The organism is Nanhaiella sioensis (genome assembly GCF_046557775.1).
Taxonomy (GTDB): Bacteria; Bacillota; Bacilli; order Bacillales; family SM2101; genus Nanhaiella; species Nanhaiella sioensis.
This window is the reverse complement of the sequence record NZ_JBKAEG010000001.1, coordinates 3,944,451-3,963,330: the sequence shown is the minus strand read 5'-3', so window position 1 is coordinate 3,963,330 and position 18,880 is coordinate 3,944,451. Positions and strand designations below refer to the sequence as shown.

The following is an 18,880-nucleotide window of genomic DNA, read 5'->3' as shown; positions in this document are numbered from 1 at the left end:
CAACTTCATACAAGAATTAACTCAGCTTATATGAATTTACACTAAATTTAATTTAATTAGACTTTCTGCAATTTGCACAGAATTCCAAGCTGCACCTTTGAGTAAATTATCAGATACTACCCACATATGAAATCCATGATCACGGTCTAAATCTTTACGTATTCTACCTACAAAAACATCGTTTTTACCTACACTATGGGCAGGCATTGGATAGACCTGTTCCGCTGTATTGTCTTGAACGACTACACCAGGTGCATCCGATAGTACATTAATTACATCTTGCGCTGCAACATTCTGATCCTTAATCTCAAAATATACTGATTCAGAATGCCCTGTTTCTATAGGAAGACGAACGCATGTCGCTGCAACTTCTAAATCTGGTCTATGCATAATCTTTTTTGTTTCATTGATCATTTTCATCTCTTCAAACGTAAAACCATTATCTTGGAATTTATCAATTTGTGGCACCGCGTTAAACGCTATTTGATAGTGCTTATCGTCTCCACTTACCGGTAGCACAGCCGGAGTAAATTCTTCATTTTCGATAATTGCTTTTGTTTGATCTTTTAACTCTTTAATTGCAGCTGCACCTGCACCAGATACTGCCTGATATGTTGAAACTAAGACTTTTGTTAGTCCAAATGCCTTTTGAATAGGTTCTAATGCAACGACCATTTGAATGGTCGAACAATTCGGGTTAGCAATAATTCCTTGATGGTTTTTAAGATCATCTTCATTTACTTCAGGAACAATGAGAGGTACATTTTCATCCATTCTGAACGCGCTTGTATTATCCACAACAATCGCACCATGCTTCACCGCTTCTGGTGCAAATCGTTTTGAAATACTACCACCTGCACTAAAAAGAGCTATGTCTACACCTTGAAAACTCTCTGGTGTTGCAACTTGCACTTCTACTTCATTCCCATTAAACAACACTTTTTTTCCTGCTGAACGCTCTGACGAAAGCAAGGTTAGCTTTGCTACCGGGAATTTTCGCTCTTCTAAAGTTTTGATCATTTGTTGTCCTACTGCCCCTGTTGCTCCTAAAACTGCCACATGATATCCTTTAACGTGCTCCATTTTATTGCCCCTTTCGAAAGTAACCAACTAAGGTATCATTCATCATTAATGAGGAATAGTTCATCTGTTTCCCTATTTTATAATAAACAATATTTTATCATATTCACGCATTAAAGAAGAGCAGTTTTTAAATAAAATCCCTCATAATTTTGCACTTCTATTATATTTTATCAAGTTTATTCAAAGTTGGCTATCTTGAAAGCGCTCAATTATTACTGGTTGTAATTGTCGACCTTCCAGAGCTGATAATACGGTACCCTGTAGCTTATCCATATCAGCAACCATAGAATTTGGTTTCTTTACCGGTGCGTCTTGACCAAAAGGTATAAAGTATATATTTTTCGTAGCCATTAACCTCATTAAATTGACACCATTCAAGCCAAGCGCATCATTTGTTGAAATACCAACAACCACAGGTCTTTGGTTTCTTAACGTTGCTTTTGCAGCCATTAGTACTGGGGAATCAGTCATTGCGTTAGCAAATTTGCTCAATGAATTACCTGTTAATGGAGCAATTACCATGCAATCTAAAGGAATTTTTGGTCCAAGCGGTTCTGCTTTTACAATTGTATTGATTACTTCTTGACCTGTTAGCTCTTCAATTTTTCGTACCCAATCTTCACCTTCGCCAAACCGAGTGTCGGTTGTTTGAACAGTGTGAGAAACAACAGGCAATACCTCTGCACCTGACTTAATTAGTTGCTTAATTTGTGGTACTACCGCATCATAGGTACAATGTGAACCTGTTAAGCCGAAACCTATTCTTTTCCCAACTAACGACATTATTCGTCCACCTTTCTTTGTTGTAAGTCTTCAATTAACAATTGAGACAGTACATTGGCAACAATTTGACCTGCTGTTTTTGGTGCAACGATACCTGGTAAGCCAGGTGCTAAAAACGCTTTAATGCCACGTTTTTCTGCGTAACGAAAATCAGTTCCACCTGGTTTTGTCGCCAGATCAACAATTAATGTATGGGCTGGCATTCTAGAAATCACGCCTGCTGTCACAATAGGATGAGGAATGGTATTAATACACACATCAATATCACTAACTTCTTTATTTAATAACGATAAATGAAAAGGCTCTATCCCCATTTCATAGATTCTAGCTAAATGTTCTGATCGCCTTGCACCAACCTTCACCATAGCTCCTAGTGAGTGAAAAGAACGAGCAACGCTCATGCCAATCCTACCAAACCCTAATACGGCTACTTTAGAATTATGAATGGTAAAATCGGTATTTTGAATGACCATCATGATCGTACCCTCAACTGTAGGTATTGAGTTGTATATCGCCACATCATCTCTTTCCATTATTTGTACGAGTTTTCTATTAGACGCTGTCGTAAGTTGATCCAAGTATTCGTTACTAATACCCGTATATATCGCACAATGTTCTGGTGTTTGTAATAACATTTCTTTTGTTAGTACTACTTTTTCATTTGAAAATATTGTTTCTATTTTTCCTTCATTGTTCGTTCCAGCTATAGGTAATACGATGGCACTTATATCTGAATATTTAAGTTCGTCAATTTGCTCTTTAGTAGCCCCAGTAAATCCATGGTCTAGCTGATCAAACCCTATTAATGATAACTTTGCATCTAACTCAGTTAGCTTCCGTATGACCTCAAGTTGACGTGCATCTCCACCTATAACAGCAATGTTCATGCCTGTTAGCATTAAATTCACCTTCTTTTGATGATAAATTACGCGCAAAATGTGTAGGATAAATGCCTATATATTCCCGTTCCTTTCACATTTTATGTTATGGGATTTCATAAGGTGAATGATTACAAAAAAAAAGACTAACCAAATCTGAACTGCCCCCTGTCTAGTAGACAGCGGAAATAATAAAAAGTCACTTAAGCGGCTTTAGCTCTATATTCCATAGGGCTAAGGCCATTTAATCGTTTTTGGTACCTATCGTAATTATAAAAATGTATATAGTCTTCTATGGCTTGAGATAATTCTTCAAAGTTCTCATATTTATTTAAATAATACTTCTCACATTTCAGTGCTCCCCAAAAAGATTCCATCGGTCCATTATCAATGCATCGACCTACTCGCGACATACTTTGTGTCATCTTAGCGGCATCTATTTTTCGTTTAAACCCTTTAGATGTGTACTGAAATCCTCGGTCACTATGTATTAGTGGATAATCCCCGTTCAGTTGGTCTATCGCTCGGTCAAGAGTATTAAACACAAGAAGGTTATTATTCGAATTCCCTAAAACATAACTAATAATTGAGCCATCATATAGATCGAGAATAGCACTTAAATAAGCTTTCTTTGATACTCCATATTTAAATTCCGTTACGTCCGTTACCCATTTTTCATTCGGTTTTTCTGCCGTGAATTCGCGATTTAACACATTTTCTGCGACATGTTGAGGAGTAGAGCTCTTATAAGAATTTTTCTTTCTTCGAATGACAGACTGTATGCAGGCTACCTTCATTAGTCTATAAATACGTTTGTAATTAAAGTTCTCTTCAAATTTCCGATTGATATTTAACGTCATTCGACGATATCCATATATCCCATCGACCTTCTTATGTAGAACCATCATTTCTTTAATAATCTCTTCGTTCTGAAGTTCTTGTGCCGAAGGCTTCCGTTTCAGCCACTTATAGTAAGCACCTCTCGTAATACCTGCCACTTCACAAAGCAATAGAATACTCAGGCCTTTGCTTTCATTAAGTTCCTGAATGGCAATATACTTGTCTTCATATCGAATGCAGCTTACTTTCGCCTCCTTTCGATTTCCTCTAACTTTTTTAAGAATAAATTTTCCGCACGTAAGCGCTCATTTTCTCTTTCTAGCTTTTTCATCTGGAGTTCAATCTTCTCTTCTGGAGTTAGCTTTACTTCTTCTTTCTTTTTTCCACGTTTATCTTTAAGTCCTTCATCTCCACCATTTTCATACTTCTTAACCCATTGGTACACCTGTTGATAAGAGACCTTGTAGGTCTCAGCTGTTGTTTGATAATCTTTGCCATTCCCTAAACAGTCCATTACAATTTGTATCCGTTCTTCCCAAGTCGTATTTCTTCCGTTAGTCATAGTCCTTGTCCTTCCTTGTGTCGTATCTTTTAATTCACTATGACTATTATACTTGTAAACCCATTTCTCAAGGACGGAACAACTTGAAATTTCATATTTACGAACAACCTCACGTTGAGAGTATTCCCCTGACAAATAATCTTTAACTGCAGCTTCCTTTAATTCTTTGGAGTAGTTTTTCCATGTTTTAGAGTCAATTAATCCATCAATTCCACTTTTCTCAAATCGCTCTACCCATTTATAAATAGTATTTTTAGGAATTTGGTACATTGTTGTTAGCTCTTTTAGAGTGAAGTTTTCGTTGTTATATGCCCTCACCACTTCATGTTTAAATTCAATAGAGAAAAATTTATTGGACATAAAAAAGCCCCCTTAAGGTAATCAGATTTTATTTTTTAATCTGTCTACCTTAAGGGGAGCATATCAATCCAGTTAATCTTTTATTATTGCCTCTATAGTGATATGACGTTATTATCATAAGGCTCTTTTTAGAACCTTTATAACGATTGAAGCAGTAAATTAGGGGGATATGTGACCGTATAGGTTTTAGAAGAAAAATTGCCATGAAACTTTAGTTGTATACGTACTTATTTTTTCTAACGATAATCCACAAACAATTCGAACACAGCCTTTCGTAAAAATAGCTGACGACGAATTTAACAACTTCTATCTCTTTGTACCGAAGGTAGAAGTTGAAGCAAATTCTAGTTACAGTACAAAATCAACCATCTATGTAAAAAAGATTATGCATTAAAGACACCGATTGATAGCTCGGCTAAAAGACTGTTAGACGCACATTATCACAAATAGAGATACTTAATCAGGTGGAGTATCATTTCCACCTGATCACAACCTCTAACATCTCATTTTTAAAGTTTCACTCGTTTGTTTCAGTTTCTGGTATGTCTATAATCACCATATCGGATCCAATTTTTTTAATATGCTTCCAAGGAACACGCACTTCAGTGCCTTGCTTTCGAAATCCAAACCATTTTAATGTTGGAATAATTAATGCATTTATCTGTCCAGTTTGTTCATTGATCTCTAAGTCAGTTTGGCCTAGTACTCCTAATCTTTCTGCTCTTTTGACATCAACAATTTCCTTGCCACTTAATTCACTTAATCTCATTTTTTATCCTCCTCTCTACTACATTGTAGGGGATAACCATAAAAAAAATGCCTACAAGTTTCTATAGGCATAAAATCGTTTGGACGATCATGTTGAAGATGGCTTATTTGCCTACCGGCAATATACCGTCAGGACTAATGAGAGCTGTGGAGAACTGTTCAGTAAAAAGTTCTCTTGCTAAACGATTGACACTCTCTTCACTAACTGAATCAATATCTAATAGTACCTCATCTAATGACCGATGACGTTTTAACAACAGTTCGTTTTTACCGTTTCTACTCATTCGACTATTGGTACTTTCAAGACTTAATGTTAAATTTCCTTTCATTTGTTCCTTATTATTTTTTAACTCTTTTGTACTAATACCGTCATTTTTTAAGTCTAATAACGTTTCTTGGACGGTATCAAATAATGTTTCAAGCTGATGTTTTCCTGTTCCGCCATATATCGTAACCATACCATTATCTTGATAAGAGGAATGATAAGAAAATATGGAATAGGCTAATCCCCTTTTTTCTCTAACCTCTTGGAATAAGCGGCTACTCATACTTCCACCTAAGATATTATTTAACACGATAAGACTATAAATATCCTTATGTCCTACAGGTAACCCGTTAAATCCCATACATAGATGAGCCTGTTCTGTTTCTTTTTTACGTACTAATTTGTCCGTATGGAAAGATGGCGTCGTTAATTCATCAACCGTTACTTCAGATTCATAAGACCCAAATTGTTGCTCAACATCTTTAATAAAGCTCTCATTAATGTTACCAGCTACTGAAATCACGACATTTTCAGGTGTATATGTATTTTTCATATAATCTCGTAAAGCTTCTCCATTGAATGTTTCAAGCGTCTCTTCTGTACCCAAAATTGGATAGCCTAATGAATGCTGACCAAAGGTAGCTTTACTTAATAAATCGTGTACAATGTCGTCAGGAGTGTCTTCGTACATTTTAATTTCTTCAAGCACAACGTTCTTTTCCTTCTGTAGCTCTTCCTCATCAAAGACAGAATTAAAAAACATGTCCGACAGTATATCCAAAGCGTATGTAGCATGCTCATCAAGTACTTTTGCATAGTAACAAGTATATTCTTTGGACGTGAAGGCATTTACTTGTCCACCGATACTATCAAATGCTTCTGCAATCTCTTTAGCGGAACGATTAGTTGTCCCTTTAAAGAACATATGCTCTAAAAAATGTGAAATTCCATTATTCTGTTCATTTTCATTACGTGATCCAGTTTTAATCCAAATACCAATTGCAACTGAACGAACAGAAGGTATATTTTCTAACACAATTCTTGCACCATTTTGGCATGTATATTTCTTAATCAACTTCGTTCCTCCTTAGTTACTGCATTATTAACTAGTTTCTCACCTATTAAATTGTAAAAATAAGGTGTCTTTAAGCGAACGTACCTTCATCGTAAGATTCGTTCTTCACTTAGTAATGTAGTAACATCAACTATTTGTAATTTTTTTTGCTTAATTGAAAGTATTAATGTTTCAAGTGCTTGGGTTGTTGAAGAAGTTGGATGCATTAAGATCATTGCACCTTTATGTACTTTAGTCATTACGCGGTCTACTATTACATGAGGCTCTGGGCGTTGCCAATCAATTGTATCAACACTCCACATAATCGTCCCCATATTTAGCTCAGATGCAATTTCTACAACTTCATCTCGAATGCTTCCACTAGGTGGAGCAAACAAAGTTGAGGATTTATTTGTCGTTGCCTGAATGATGTCGTTTGTCTTAACTAATTGATCGCGGATTTCATCCGAACCCATCAATCTTAAATTTGGATGTGAGTACGAATGATTTCCAACCTCAAAACCAGCGTCCACTATCATTTTTGCAAGGTCAGGGTTCTCTTTTACCCAGCGACCTTCCAGAAAAAAAGTAGCTTTTACTTTATGTTTATTTAATATTTCTAACATTGATGGGATGTACTCTGTTCCCCAAGCAACATTTATTAGGAAAGCAACCATCGGTTTATCTGGATGTCCTCTATATATTGGCGAAGGAGGTAAATCCGATAAGTGGATATTAGGCTTAACTTGTTGAAATACAAGTTTTTTCTCATCAAAATTACCCTCTTTTTTCATATTCTCATAAGAAGCCTCTATATCAACTTGTAAACCATTATACCCAGGTGTTGCTTTCCACACTTTATGAACCTCAGCATTCTGTGCAGGAATCTTATATTGAGGAGCTTTCTCCTTTATTTCTATGTAAAGTGAATCCATTTGCTTTGCTACAGTCATCGTACTGTTTTTTAACCCTTTTACGTAACTAGTTGTAAACGGATTTTGGACTGCACCAATAGTAATAATTAATATTGTTATAAAAGCAAGAATCTGCACTGATAACTTTCTCATTAGTTTTCCCCCTTTATACTAAAAAATATGTATAATGAGGACAAGGTAGAACAACTAACATTGAAGATGTTATTCAAAATGCAGATGATGTGTTGGTCGCACGTTTAAGTCTTCTCCCTCTATAGGGTTCTTTTAACATACATGATCACTAAAATTATTTGTCGTTCTAACAAATAAATAAGACTACATTTAGATTGTAAATGCCATCTTCTCTTCAAATCACATATAGCTTCGTTTTGCTGCTGTAGGTTTGTAGCAATAAAGTTGCTAAAAGAAAGCCTTAAGAAAAACTCGGCTTTAATGCCGAGCTATCTATGCTATAAATAATGGAAACAAATTTTTAAAGTTTTGATGCGTTTGCACAGCTTGTTGAACTAGAGAATACACGTAAACTCTAGCGTTTGTGACATCTTTACTATTTTTTATAATCGATAAACCTTCACCTTGCTGTCCATTTTTTGAAAATATACAACAAAGTTTACGAAAAAGCTTAAGATTTTTGTTCTTGTTCCTTTTGCTCTCGTAAAACTGCTTTTCTTGATAAGTTAACTCTTCCTTGCTTATCAATTTCTATTACTTTCACTAAAATTTCATCGCCAATTTTGACAACATCCTCTACTTTGCCAACACGTTCTTCAGCAAGTGCAGATATATGAACAAGGCCATCTTTTCCACTAAATAACTCAACAAAAGCACCAAATTTTTCAATTCTTTTTACTTTACCTAGATAAAGTTGGCCGACTTCAATTTCACGAACGATATCTTCAATAATTTTCTTCGCCTTTTGATTCATTTCTTCATCCATATGAGAAATAAAGACAGTTCCATCTTGCTCGATATCGATTTTTACCCCAGTCTCTTCAATAATTTTATTAATTTGTTTACCACTTGGGCCAATTACATCTCTTATTTTATCCGGATTAATCGACATAGTGAATATTTTTGGTGCATACTCAGACAGAACTTGGCGTGGCTCGCTAATTGTTGCAAGCATACTATTTAATATTTCTATCCGACCTTTTTTAGCCTGCAGTAATGCTTCTTCTAAAATTTCACGTGATAAACCTTCAATTTTAATATCCATTTGCAAAGCTGTTACGCCTTTTTCAGTACCAGCTACTTTGAAGTCCATGTCACCTAGATGATCTTCCATTCCTTGAATATCTGTTAATACTGTATAATGCTCATCCGATTTTACTAGTCCCATTGCAATACCCGCTACAGGTGCTTTAATTGGAACACCGGCATCCATCATAGCTAATGTACTAGCACATATACTAGCTTGTGATGTTGAACCGTTAGACTCTAACACTTCGGATACGAGCCTAATTGTATAAGGAAATTCCTTCTCAGATGGGATTACTTGTTCAAGTGCACGTTCACCTAAGGCACCGTGTCCAATTTCACGACGTCCTGGACCACGCATTGGACCCGTTTCTCCAACACTAAAAGAAGGGAAGTTATAATGATGCATAAATCTTTTCGACTCTTCAATGCCAAGCCCATCTAAAATTTGTACATCCCCTAAAGCTCCTAATGTACAAATACTCAATGCTTGGGTTTGTCCACGTGTAAATAAACCTGATCCATGAGTTCTTGGTAAAATTCCAATAGTTGATGAAAGAGGTCGTATTTCATCACCTTTACGTCCATCAGGCCTAACCTTCTCTACTGTAATGAGGCGACGAACTTCTTTTTTAACTAATTTAGCTAAAATTTCATTTACTTGCTTTAAAGTGTCTTCGCTTGCATCTTGCTCTTCATACTTTTCAATTACAGATGCTTTAACTTGGTTAATTGCTTGCTCTCTAGCTTTTTTTTCAAAGACTTGTACTGCCTTGTTAATATCTTCCTCTGCGAGTGCTCTAATTTCGTTCTCAAGTACTTCATCAACTTCATAAAGTGTTACTTCCATTTTTTCTTTACCAATTTCCTGAACAATTTGTTGTTGGAATGAAATAAGCCTTTTAATCTCTTCATGTCCAAACATAATTGCTTCAAGCATCGTTTCTTCTGGAACTTCTTCTGCACCAGCTTCAACCATGTTAACGGCATCTATTGTACCAGCGACTACTAAATGAATATCGCTTTCCTCCATTTGTGAAACCGATGGATTAATGATAAACTCACCATCAATTCTACCAACAACAACACCAGCGATAGGACCGCTAAACGGAATATCTGATACCGATAACGCCAACGAAGATCCGAACATAGCTGCTTGCTCAGATGAACAATCTTGATCCACACTCATGACCATACTTACCACTTGGACTTCATTTCTAAATCCATCAGGGAATAATGGGCGAATTGGTCTATCGATTAGTCGACTAGCTAAAATCGCCTTTTCACTTGGTCTCCCTTCTCTTTTAATAAAGCCTCCTGGAATTTTCCCAACAGCATATAATCGCTCTTCATAATTGACTGTTAGAGGAAAGAAGTCAACTTTTTTAGGTTCTTTCGAAGCTGTAGCAGTACTAAGAACAACTGTATCTCCATAACGTACCAACACTGCACCATTAGCTTGTTTCGCTAATTGACCTACTTCTACGGTTAGCTTCCTACCGGCCCATTCCGTAGAAAAGATTTGCTTATCTTGTCCCATATTCATGCCCCTCTCTATTCTTTATATTGTTACTTTAGTATGAACTTTATTTTACAAGTTTTATGTATATTTTTTGCTAACAAAAAAGCGGGAATCCTCTCCCGCTTTCTGTTGATTATCGACGTAAGCCAAGTTTATTAATTAGTTCGCGGTAACGTGTAACATCTTTATTACGTAAGTAATTTAATAGGTTACGGCGTTTACCTACCATTTTTAAAAGACCTCTACGTGAATGATGATCTTTTTTGTGAACACGTAAATGATCGTTCAAATTATTAATTTCCTCAGTTAGGACAGCAATTTGAACTTCTGGAGAACCAGTATCACTTTCATGAGTCTTGTATTGACCAATTAGTTCATTTTTACGTTCTTGTGTGATAGCCATCCATTTCACCTCCTCAAAATAATCCCCAGTTACCGAGCAAACGTTGGTGAATCGTCTTGCCAAGCAACGGTTCTTTTCATAATACGTATAATAGGTTACACCTTTTTATGACAAAAAGCAAGTCTGTTCCTTATTTTTTTCAAAGTACTTGATTGCTTCTTGTTTATCCACTTCGATTTGCTGTACTAAGTCTTCAATGCTTGAAAATTTTTGCTCGTTACGAATTCTGTCATGCCATTCTATTACGACTTGTTCACCGTATATCATTTCATCGAAATGGAAAATATGAACTTCTACAGAAGGCTTCAGGTCTTCTTTCTTATTAAATGTTGGTTTAAAACCTACATTACAAACACCCTGATACCACGTTGATTTTACTTTGATTCGAACAGCATAAACTCCTACAGCAGGATATATATGATTCTCTTCTAGTTTGACATTAGCAGTTGGAAACCCAATCGTTCTTCCTCTTTTATCCCCATCAATCACGATACCAGTTACATGATAGTTACGGCCTAAAAAGCTAGGAAGTGATTTCATATTACCGTTCTTTATCATCGTACGTATAGCTGTAGAACTAATCTTCTCATTGCCTTCTATCAATTTATCAACTGTCGTTTGCGCGAATTGATTTCTTGAATGAAACGGCAACGTTTCCATCGTACCCTTACCTAATTTACCATAAGTGAAATCAAAGCCAGCAACAACGTGCTTAGCATGCAAATTAATAATATAATCGTCAACGAATTGCTGAGGTAATAAATTTGCAAACTCGCTCGTGAATTTCACAACATACAACATGTCTACACCCAAATTGGCAATATATTGCTCCTTAGCTGCTTGTGTAGTAATATACTCAACATGTTTTTCTTTACTTGCTAGGACAACTGAAGGATGAGGAAAAAAAGTCATCACTGCACTTTTCATACCGAGTTGATTAGCAATTTCTTTCGCAGTTTTTATCACTTTTTGATGACCTAAGTGCACTCCATCAAAAAAGCCTAATGCCAAAACTGTTTCTGGGATTAATTCCTTTTTCATTTGATGAGGATGAGATATATTTATAACTTTCATTTATTGCTCACCTTTTCTTATTCTTACTCGTTTGTTACCTTTTTGTAGAAGGCTCTTTTCATTCGCTTTGCTGCTATCGTTCCTATATGATAGAAATGTCATTTTACGCAGCAGGCATCGTTTTAATGAAGAAAAAATCCCATGAAATCTAGCTGTATCATCGTTTATTTCTAGGTACTATTAACAACTAGCTATGAGAAGGTAGCCTTGTAGAAATAGGAAATATGATCGCACATTAAAGCTATACCGTAACTAACACTTTTTTTGGCTTCATCAAATGCATTTTTTCTGGATGTTTTATATATAATGCTAAACATTGATTAAAACGATCCACCATACAAAAAGGCACATTAACTTCTATATCTGATAGTTCTTCCGCCATAGGCAAAACTGCACCATTTTTCACTTTCTCTGCTACTTTATCATTTATTTGTAATTTCGGCAAATGAGTAAGTGCGCTTTCAATCGTTAATAATTTCTCCTCTACTTCACCATCATTGACCAACTGCTCGATTTCATCAAAAGATAAGCATTGTTGTAGTGAGAAGCTGCCCGACTCAGTTCGAATAAGGTTGGACATATGAGCTGGAAACCCTAGCAGTTCACCAATCATGACTGCTACTGTACGGACGTATGTACCTTTGCTACACGAAATTCTAAATCGAAAAGAAACTGTATCATTAGTATATAATTCCCGGTCATCTAATAAAGACAGCTTGTGGATTGTAATCGTCCTTGTTGGCCGCTCTACCTCAATGCCTTGACGGGCATACTCATATAACCTTTTACCATTTACTTTTACTGCTGAGTACATAGGTGGAGTCTGTTCGATTTGCCCAGTTAACTGGTTAAACACTTGCAAGACTTCTTGACGACTAATCACTCGATCTAACTTTTTTTCTGCTACAACCTCCCCAGAAGCGTCTTCAGTAGTTGTGGAAAAGCCGAGTGTAACCTCGCCTTCATACACTTTATTTTCGGCTGTGAGAAACTCAACAACTTTTGTAGCTTGACCAACACATAATGGCAATACACCGGTTACATCCGGGTCTAAAGTGCCTGTATGGCCTATTTTTTTTGTTTTTAACATCTTTCTTAATTTAAATACACAATCATGGGATGTTAATCCCTTTGGTTTATTTAGTAATAGTATTCCATTCAAACTTATCACCTCTTAACTTAGACATGTGCTAGCTTAATGATCACCTTTCGTAAGTCCTAGAACCTTTGCTTTCATGAAAAAGATGACTGGAATCATACACTGTACGTAACGCAGGGATATTATCCACATCAAGCAATGGAAGCATTTGATTTATTGGCGCTGCTAGCCATAAATGATAATGGTGAAGTGACCTCGAGGGGGTGTGTGTTGAAGCTAGTGTCCAAGACCTTTCCTACTTGCAATCAAATTCTCGTTTCTTGGTACAAAGAAAATTGCATGTTAACGATCTCTTTATTACTACTTTCGTATACTCGGTAGCTTGATTTTATAAATTTTTGCTATTGATTAGAGAAGAAAAGACGTCACTTACAATAATTATTTTCATGTCTAGCTCTAACAATTTTTGCGAAACTAGCCTGAATCAACAATCATTGCCGCAACAGTCTCTTTAAAAAAAGGATAGACTATTCGCCTATCCTCTTTCATTATCTTGCTGTTCGTTTTTATCGTCTTTGTTAATATCATGCAATATAGATTCTATTCGATACCCATAGTCAATTGACTCGTCAAATTCGAATAAAAGTTCTGGTGTTTTGCGTAATCTAATCCGCGAACCGATTTCTGAACGAATGAAGCCCTTCGCTTTCTCTAACCCCAACAACGTATTCTGTTTCTCTTCGTCATTACCAAGAACAGATATATATACTTTTGCTTGTTGTAAATCGCCTGTTACACGTACATCTGTGACAGTTACGAATCCAATACGTGGGTCCTTCATTTTTTGACCGATAATTTGGCCTAGCTCTTTTTTCATTTGTTCAGCTATTCTAGTTGATCTATGACTCATGATAATCACCTCTTTTTCAAAACCACTCATACGTTGTAATCGTTCTTTCGATTTCAGGAAACGAATCAAGCAATTTTAAAGCATGTTGAAGTTCAATTTCACTCGTTTTTTTGTTGTTCGATACAGTTACAATGGCGATCTTTGTCCGTTGCCAAACATCATGAAAATCAATTTCAGAAACTGACACATTAAATTGTTGCTTTTGTCGAGTTAAGATACGTTGTAATACTGATCGCTTTTCTTTGAGTGAAGATGCATCATAAATGATGCATTCACATTCAACATAACCAATCATTATTTACTTACTTCTTCCATCACATATGCTTCGATGATGTCGCCATCCTTAATATCATTGAACTTTTCAATCGTAATACCACATTCGTAACCTTGTGATACTTCTTTCACATCATCTTTAAATCGTTTAAGTGTGTCAATTTCACCTTCAAAAATGACAATGCCATCTCTAATAAGACGAATTCCACTATCTCTTGTCACCTTACCATCTGTTACATAACAACCAGCAATTGTTCCTACTCTTGAAACTTTAAATGTTTGACGAACTTCGACCTGACCAACCACTTTCTCTTCAAATTCAGGGTCAAGTAATCCTTTCATCGCAGCTTCAATTTCTTCAATTACTTTATAAATAATTCTGTGTAAGCGGATATCTACATCTTCCGCTTCAGCAGTTCTTTTCGCATTAACATCAGGTCTAACGTTAAAGCCAATAACAATTGCACTTGAAGCCGATGCAAGAATAATGTCCGACTCAGATATAGCCCCAACACCTGTATGGATAATTTTAATTTTCACGCCTTCAACATCTATCTTTTGTAATGCTGCCGCTAATGCTTCTACAGAGCCTTGAACGTCTGCTTTGACAATTATATTAAGGTCTTTCATTTCCCCTTGTTTAATTTGTTCGAACAAGTCGTCCAACGTAACTTTAGTTTTTGCACTTCTCTGCTCAAGCATTTGTTTCTGTAAACGCGCTTCTCCTACTTGTCGTGCAGTTTTTTCATCTTTAAATACCATGAACTGATCTCCAGCCTGTGGAACTTCATTTAAACCTGTAAGTTCAATCGGGGTTGAAGGCTGTGCTAGTTTTACTCGGCGACCTAGATCATTGACCATTGCTCTCACACGTCCGTACGTATTACCAACAACAATAGGATCTCCGACATTTAACGTTCCATTCTGAACGAGCAAAGTGGCAACGGACCCTCTACCTTTATCTAATTGGGCCTCTATCACTGTTCCAACTGCTTTTCTTGAAGGGTTTGCTTTTAGTTCTTCGACTTCAGAAACTAACTGAATCATTTCTAACAAATTGTCTATCCCTTCACCAGTAATCGCAGACAACTGAACAAAAATAGTGTCCCCGCCCCAATCTTCAGCGACTAAGCCGTGTTCTGTAAGCTCTTGCATGACGCGTTCAGGGTTTGCTGATGGCTTATCCATTTTATTTACGGCAACAATGATTGGTACCTCTGCAGCTTTTGCATGGTTAATCGCTTCAACTGTTTGTGGCATAACACCATCATCGGCTGCAACAACTAAGATCGTAATATCTGTAATTTTGGCTCCACGTGCACGCATTGTTGTAAAAGCAGCATGTCCTGGAGTATCTAGGAATGTGATTTTCTTATCATTTGCAACAATTTGATACGCACCGATATGCTGTGTAATCCCACCAGCTTCTTTTTGTGTAACTTTAGAATTTCGTATTGAATCTAACAAAGTTGTTTTACCGTGGTCAACATGTCCCATAATTGTTACAACTGGCGGACGCTCGCTCAAGTCAGCTTCTGAATCTTCCATTTCATATTTTTCAAACTCTGTCACATCAAATACGATTTCTTCTTCAACCTCAACACCATATTCATTAGCAACTAACTCAATAGCATCCTTGTCAAGGTCTTGATTGATTGTTGCCATTACTCCTAAAAGCAATAGCTTTTTAATGATTTCAGAAGGCTCTTTGTTTAATTTATTAGCAAGTTCGCCAACAGTTAAAGACCCTGTAAAAGTAATTTTTGATGGTAGTTCCTTTACAACTTTTTTTGCTGGCTGATGAGCCTGTTGTTGATGTTTATTTTTATTGTTGTTATTTTTTTTATTGTTTTTGTTCTTTTTATTTTTATTTGTTACTTTCTGACCCTGATGTTGGACTTGCAAATTTTGTTTTTTCCCTTCTCGTTGATTATTAGCCTTGTTTACAGGTGCTGAATTATTAGTGTTTACTTTTTGCTGCTCCTGTTTTGGCTTTTGTTCATTTATTTTCGATGCTTCGTTTTGCTTTGAGCTATTATAGCTATTGTCTAGCTTATCAATCATATTTTGATCGATCATAGCCATATGGTTAGACACTACAATATTTAAAGACTTAAGTTTATTAATTACCTCTTTACTGGATATGTTTTGTTTTTTTGCATATTCATAAACTCTCATTTTTCCCATATGGTCACCCCCAATTAGATTTCGAGCAATGAAATCAACTTTCGAGCAAATCCTTCATCAGTGACAGCAATGACGACACGTGCCTCTTTACCAATCGCTTGCCCAAGTGTGTATCTGTCATCAACAATGCGCAATGGAACACCATAATAATTACATTTGTCACTTATCTTTTTCGTAGTATTAGGAGAGGCATCATCAGACAATAAAATTACTTTTGCTCGATTATTACGAATTTCTTTCAGAACAAGTTCTTCTCCTGAAACAATTTTTCGCGCTCGATTCGCTAACCCTAACAAAGACATCCATTTATTCATGTGATGACTGTTTCTCCTTCTCGACAAGCTCTATTAACTGTTCATAAATAGCGTCTTCAATTTGTGCATTCAAATGTCTTGATAATTGGTTATTTTTTCTTGCAAGAAGAATAATGTCCTTATCTTTCGTTAAGTAGGCACCACGACCAGCTTTTTTACCAGTTTGGTCGACAGATACTTCACCTTCTTTGGATCGGACAATACGTATTAATTCTTTTTTTGGCCTCATTTCACCGCTAGCCACGCACTTTCTCATTGGTATTTTCTTTTGTTTCATTTTTGCACCTACCTCACTCGATTTTTCCTTATAAATCGAATGTCTCGTCATCAGGAAGCTTATCAAACAGTGGTGCATCATCAACTGGATATATTCCAAGCTGTTCAGCTTCTGATTGACTCTTAATATCTATTTTCCATCCTGTCAGCTTTGCTGCTAAACGAGCATTTTGACCCCGTTTTCCGATTGCTAAAGATAGTTGATAATCAGGAACGATCACTGTCGTTGCCTTTTCTTCTTCGTTAACGATAACTTCCAATACCTTTGAAGGACTTAATGCATTTGCTACAAATTCAATGGTATCTTCCGACCAACGGACGATATCAATTTTTTCACCCTTTAATTCATCTACAATCGCCTGTACACGTTGCCCTTTAGGGCCTACACATGCTCCAACAGGATCAACCTCAGGATTATCACAATGTACTGATATTTTTGAACGGTCGCCAGCTTCCCTTGAAACTGATTTAATTTCAACGGTTCCATCGTAAATTTCTGGTACTTCAAGCTCAAAAAGACGTTTTAAAAGACCTGGGTGTGTTCTAGAAACAAAAATTTGTGGACCCTTTGTTGTCTTTTCAACTTTTGTAACATAAACTTTGATTCGGTCATGAGGCTGAAATCTTTCATTTGGCATCTGTTCATTGACCGGTAACAACGCTTCGATTTTTCCTAATCCGACGTAAATAAACTTAGGATCAAGGCGCTGTACAATACCAGTCATGATATCATCTTCACGATCGATGAATTCAGTATAAATGACACCTCGCTCCGCTTCGCGAACACGTTGGGTTACGACTTGTTTTGCTGTTTGAGCTGCAATTCTTCCGAAATCCTTTGGTGTCACTTCTAATTCAACTACGTCACCGATTTGATAGTTTGGATTGATTTGTCTAGACTCTTCAACAGAAATTTCAAGTCTAGGATCAAACACTTCCTCAACGACATCTTTACGCGCAAATACTTTCATAGATCCAACAGCTAAATTTAGGTCTACACGCACGTTTTGAGCTTGGTTAAAATTCCTTTTGTACGCGGATATTAGAGCAGCTTCTATCGCATCAATGATGATATCCTTACTAACTCCCTTTTCCTTTTCCAGCTGTGTCAAGGCATCTAAAAGTTCACTACCCATTTACTAATAATCCCCCTCACAATGAAAACTTCCTACAACTTACGTATCCTTTTTCATTAAATTCTATTTTAGTGGAATGCAATTGCAAGTCTAGCACTGGCAACTTTATCATAAGGTATTTCAAGTACTTTTGTTCTTGTTTTAACCTTCACTGATATTGTAACAACTGTACCGTTAAAACCAGTCAACTCGCCTTCAAACTCTTTTGCTCCATCTACTGGTTCATAGGTTTTAATATATACATTTTTACCTATTGAATTAACGAAATCCTTTTCTTTTTTCAGTGGTCTTTCGGCACCTGGAGATGATACTTCTAGAAAGTAATTATGTTGAATCGGATCAATTTCATCTAATTGTTCTCCAAGTTTTTCACTAACGATACCGCATTCTTCTATATCAATTCCGTTCTCTGAATCAATAAAAACTCTAAGGAACCAGTTTTGTCCTTCTTTCACATATTCAATATCCACTAATTCTAACTGCATTTCTGATAAAATAGGTATCACTAATTCTTCAACAATTTGTGTTACCTTCTTACTCATTTTCTTCCTCCTAACTTGAGAACCAAAGCCTTAGCTTTACATAAAGCAAAATTCATGTAACTTGATTAATCCATACAAGCACTTTAGTTACATCACCAAAAGGTACTTTTCAGATACCTTACCGCTTGAGATATGCACACCACTTGTGCTACACATATAGATGACAAGCATATGTCAAGATAAGCCAGCTAGATGATTGATCTTTCATCTTTTCCATGGCATGACTTATGACCAAAGCTGATACCAAATTATTTGATCAATTACCTAAGTACAAGTTGACAGCTATTGGGCTGTTTACTCATTGTTTGTTGTTAATCTCAAAAAATTAGCCCGTCACTTATCTTCGATTGAGAAACGATGACAGTCATAATTCCTCTTTCAACTGTTTTATTTTTTGAGACAATTGCAACAAAATATAC

Annotated in this window: 18 protein-coding genes; all 18 read right to left on the bottom strand. The window is 36.3% G+C overall.

Annotated features, from left to right (window positions below; translation table 11 throughout):
• Window positions 1–36: 36 nt before the first annotated feature.
• The gene (asd, locus tag V1503_RS18505; RefSeq protein WP_410628630.1) at window positions 37–1,083 is read right to left on the bottom strand and encodes an aspartate-semialdehyde dehydrogenase; all 1,047 of its coding nucleotides are present in this window, start codon (window positions 1,081–1,083) and stop codon (window positions 37–39) included.
• Between the two features lie 180 nt (window positions 1,084–1,263).
• Complete coding sequence (locus tag V1503_RS18500; RefSeq protein ID WP_410628629.1) at window positions 1,264–1,866, bottom strand: dipicolinate synthase subunit B; 603 nt, start codon at window positions 1,864–1,866, stop codon at window positions 1,264–1,266.
• On the bottom strand, window positions 1,866–2,765 hold the full coding sequence (dpaA, locus tag V1503_RS18495; RefSeq protein ID WP_214482785.1) for a dipicolinic acid synthetase subunit A: 900 nt from the start codon (window positions 2,763–2,765) through the stop codon (window positions 1,866–1,868). Before dpaA ends, V1503_RS18500 begins: the two co-directional genes overlap by 1 nt.
• Window positions 2,766–2,947: 182 nt before the next feature.
• Window positions 2,948–4,506 (bottom strand): IS3 family transposase gene (locus V1503_RS18490; RefSeq protein WP_410628628.1). Its coding sequence is split into 2 segments (ribosomal slippage): window positions 2,948–3,864 and window positions 3,864–4,506, totalling 1,560 coding nucleotides; the frame shifts between segments, so codons are not numbered across the junction.
• A gap of 517 nt (window positions 4,507–5,023) precedes the next feature.
• Complete coding sequence (locus tag V1503_RS18485; RefSeq protein ID WP_214482731.1) at window positions 5,024–5,275, bottom strand: YlmC/YmxH family sporulation protein; 252 nt, start codon at window positions 5,273–5,275, stop codon at window positions 5,024–5,026.
• A gap of 103 nt (window positions 5,276–5,378) precedes the next feature.
• Window positions 5,379–6,614, bottom strand: a complete 1,236-nt coding sequence (locus V1503_RS18480) for a M16 family metallopeptidase (protein ID WP_214482730.1) — start codon at window positions 6,612–6,614, stop codon at window positions 5,379–5,381.
• A gap of 86 nt (window positions 6,615–6,700) precedes the next feature.
• A complete protein-coding gene (locus tag V1503_RS18475; protein WP_214482729.1) occupies window positions 6,701–7,660 on the bottom strand; it encodes a polysaccharide deacetylase family protein in 960 nt (319 codons plus the stop codon).
• A 490-nt stretch (window positions 7,661–8,150) separates the two neighbouring features.
• Window positions 8,151–10,265, bottom strand: a complete 2,115-nt coding sequence (gene pnp, locus V1503_RS18470; protein WP_214482728.1) for a polyribonucleotide nucleotidyltransferase — start codon at window positions 10,263–10,265, stop codon at window positions 8,151–8,153.
• A 115-nt stretch (window positions 10,266–10,380) separates the two neighbouring features.
• Entirely contained in the window at window positions 10,381–10,650 is a 270-nt protein-coding gene (gene rpsO / locus V1503_RS18465; protein ID WP_214482727.1) for a 30S ribosomal protein S15, read from the bottom strand.
• Between the two features lie 105 nt (window positions 10,651–10,755).
• Window positions 10,756–11,724, bottom strand: coding sequence for a bifunctional riboflavin kinase/FAD synthetase (gene ribF / locus V1503_RS18460; RefSeq protein WP_410628627.1), 969 nt, complete (start codon window positions 11,722–11,724; stop codon window positions 10,756–10,758).
• A 241-nt stretch (window positions 11,725–11,965) separates the two neighbouring features.
• Window positions 11,966–12,886, bottom strand: coding sequence for a tRNA pseudouridine(55) synthase TruB (gene truB, locus V1503_RS18455; protein ID WP_410628626.1), 921 nt, complete (start codon window positions 12,884–12,886; stop codon window positions 11,966–11,968).
• A gap of 472 nt (window positions 12,887–13,358) precedes the next feature.
• On the bottom strand, window positions 13,359–13,733 hold the full coding sequence (gene rbfA, locus V1503_RS18450) for a 30S ribosome-binding factor RbfA (RefSeq protein ID WP_214482724.1): 375 nt from the start codon (window positions 13,731–13,733) through the stop codon (window positions 13,359–13,361).
• A 16-nt stretch (window positions 13,734–13,749) separates the two neighbouring features.
• The gene (locus V1503_RS18445) at window positions 13,750–14,028 is read right to left on the bottom strand and encodes a DUF503 domain-containing protein (protein ID WP_214482723.1); all 279 of its coding nucleotides are present in this window, start codon (window positions 14,026–14,028) and stop codon (window positions 13,750–13,752) included.
• Window positions 14,028–16,193 (bottom strand): translation initiation factor IF-2, encoded by a 2,166-nt coding sequence (infB, locus tag V1503_RS18440; RefSeq protein WP_410628625.1) that lies wholly within the window; start codon window positions 16,191–16,193, stop codon window positions 14,028–14,030. Before infB ends, V1503_RS18445 begins: the two co-directional genes overlap by 1 nt.
• A 14-nt stretch (window positions 16,194–16,207) precedes the next feature.
• A complete protein-coding gene (locus V1503_RS18435) occupies window positions 16,208–16,507 on the bottom strand; it encodes a YlxQ family RNA-binding protein (protein ID WP_214482721.1) in 300 nt (99 codons plus the stop codon).
• Window positions 16,500–16,784: an RNase P modulator RnpM gene (rnpM, locus tag V1503_RS18430; protein WP_214482720.1), complete on the bottom strand. Its 285-nt coding sequence runs from the start codon at window positions 16,782–16,784 to the stop codon at window positions 16,500–16,502. The genes V1503_RS18435 and rnpM overlap by 8 nt, the downstream gene beginning before the upstream one ends.
• 28 nt (window positions 16,785–16,812) lie before the next feature.
• Entirely contained in the window at window positions 16,813–17,919 is a 1,107-nt protein-coding gene (nusA, locus tag V1503_RS18425; protein WP_410628624.1) for a transcription termination factor NusA, read from the bottom strand.
• Between the two features lie 68 nt (window positions 17,920–17,987).
• Window positions 17,988–18,461: a ribosome maturation factor RimP gene (gene rimP / locus V1503_RS18420; RefSeq protein ID WP_214482718.1), complete on the bottom strand. Its 474-nt coding sequence runs from the start codon at window positions 18,459–18,461 to the stop codon at window positions 17,988–17,990.
• Between the last annotated feature and the right edge of the window lie 419 nt (window positions 18,462–18,880).